The 1,673-nt window shown below is 67.6% G+C and carries 2 protein-coding genes and 1 pseudogene; 2 read left to right on the forward strand and 1 reads right to left on the reverse strand.

The window, feature by feature from the left end; all coding sequences use genetic code 11:
- Positions 1–254 precede the first annotated feature (254 nt).
- On the reverse strand, positions 255–476 hold the full coding sequence (locus tag EYA84_RS31535; protein ID WP_131057819.1) for a winged helix-turn-helix domain-containing protein: 222 nt from the start codon (positions 474–476) through the stop codon (positions 255–257).
- Between the two features lie 98 nt (positions 477–574).
- On the opposite strand from EYA84_RS31535, the gene EYA84_RS32825 reads away from it, so the two are divergent.
- Positions 575–718 carry a hypothetical protein gene (locus EYA84_RS32825; protein WP_161595083.1) on the forward strand — a complete coding sequence of 48 codons (144 nt, stop codon included), beginning with the start codon at positions 575–577 and terminating at the stop codon, positions 716–718.
- Positions 719–1,120: 402 nt separating this feature from the next.
- Positions 1,121–1,673, forward strand: a pseudogene (locus tag EYA84_RS31540) (pectate lyase); the annotation flags it as partial.

Raw genomic sequence — 1,673 nt, forward strand, 5'->3', positions numbered from 1 at the left:
CGAGGTGTATAAGAGACAGCTGCCCGCCCTGCCCGCACGGCGAGACGCATTCGGCGATCATGGAGTTGTGGTAGCCGCGAAAAGGGCGAATAAGGCCAAAACTCTAGCCACAACTCCATGATCGACGAGGCGAGATGCCACCCGCACGCCGGAAGCGGCAGCGTGCGGGTGGCTGCTTCGTGGGGGTGACGTTGGGCGGGCTGTCTCGTGTGGGTGGCCCGGCGGGGCTTGCGCGGGGATGCCGAGTCGCTGAGTCAGGACCTGTCGGCGACGTACGTGCCGCGTTGCGGGACGGTGAACGCGAGTCCTCGTTCGCGTAGGAGGCGTACCGCCGCGCGGGCGGTTCCACGAGCCACACCGTGCTCCTGCTGTAGCTGCTTCTCGCTGGGCAGTGGGTGGTTGGCGGGAAGCTCGCCGCTTTCGATCTTCGCGGCCAGGAGATCCGCCAACTGAACGTAGACGGGCGTCGGGCTCATCGGATTGACCACGACAGAAACCTATGAATGCGGTAGACGACCATAGCCGTTCGGTACGTCTATAGACGTACAGGGACGTACAGGGTTACCTTCTGTAGGTGGTCGTAAACATGCTGGTGGGAGGTTCGGTGAAGCGCTGGTGGTGGCGTCGTCGTGGTCGTGGGCCGTTGCTCGACCGGGTGGGTCCGGCCACCGCCTATCCGGAGCAGGCGGGTGCGTACCGGGCGGGAGCGTGTCGGTGAACGAGAGCCGCGTCCCGGTCGAGGTCGAGTTGTCCTGGGCGGTCATCGACGGTCACCGGATCCGGCGATGCCTCCGGTGTCACGCGGACGGCTGGTGTCCGAGGGTGGCGGTCGCCCGGGCGAGGATCCTGGCGTGGCGGCGGGTGCGGGAGCCCTGGCCGTCGGACTGAGGCTCGGGCCTGGATGGTGGGCCGGTCTGCCGTGACTCGCGGACAACTCCGGGATTCTGCAACAAACCTGCACATCTCTACTCTTGCGCCGCGAGTAAGCGCTTTCCTAGCCTGAGATTACATCGATGTTTCGCTCTATGGCCAGTTCGAGAGCTTACGAAACTCAGTCACCTGCGGTGTCGGGCTGTGCAGGACGTGTCTCGCGCCGCGCTTACTCCCGAGGAGTCCAACAGTGAGAACCACAGTGCGACACAGGCTTCTGGCCGGCGGCACCGCAGTGGTCGCGGCGGCCGTGGTGGTCGCGGCGCTGCCGTTGACCCACGCGTCGGGAGCGGCGGACGGGCTCGTCGCCGCCTCGGTCGTCGCCAACGCGACCAACCTCAGCATCGGTGCCGGCGCCGACGGCTCCAGCAAGGGCGGCAGCACCAGTTACGGCAACGTGATCGACGGCGACGTGGGCACATACTGGTCGCCGTCCGGCTCGACCGGCCGCATCTCGGTCAAGTGGGGTTCCGCCACCACGGTCGGCGCGGTCACCATCCGCGAGGCGTCCGGCGCGGTCGGGGTCATCGGCGGCTGGCGACTGGTCAACAACGACACCGGCGCCACGCTGGCCAGCGGCACCGGGGCCGGGACGATCACCTTCGTCGCCGCCTCGCTGCGCAAAATCAACTTCGAGATCACCAGCGCGAGCGGTACGCCGAGGGTCGCCGAGTTCGAGACGTACGCCTCCGGCACGACGACCCCGCCGACCACGCCGCCGCCGACGACCGGGCCGACCACCC

This window comes from Verrucosispora sp. SN26_14.1 (genome assembly GCF_004307965.1).
Classification (GTDB): domain Bacteria; phylum Actinomycetota; class Actinomycetes; order Mycobacteriales; family Micromonosporaceae; genus Micromonospora.

Excerpts from the sequence above, each read along its gene's own strand:
- EYA84_RS31535 (WP_131057819.1), bottom strand. The coding sequence starts at position 476 with ATGAGCCCGACGCCCGTCTACGTTCAGTTGGCGGATCTCCTGGCCGCG.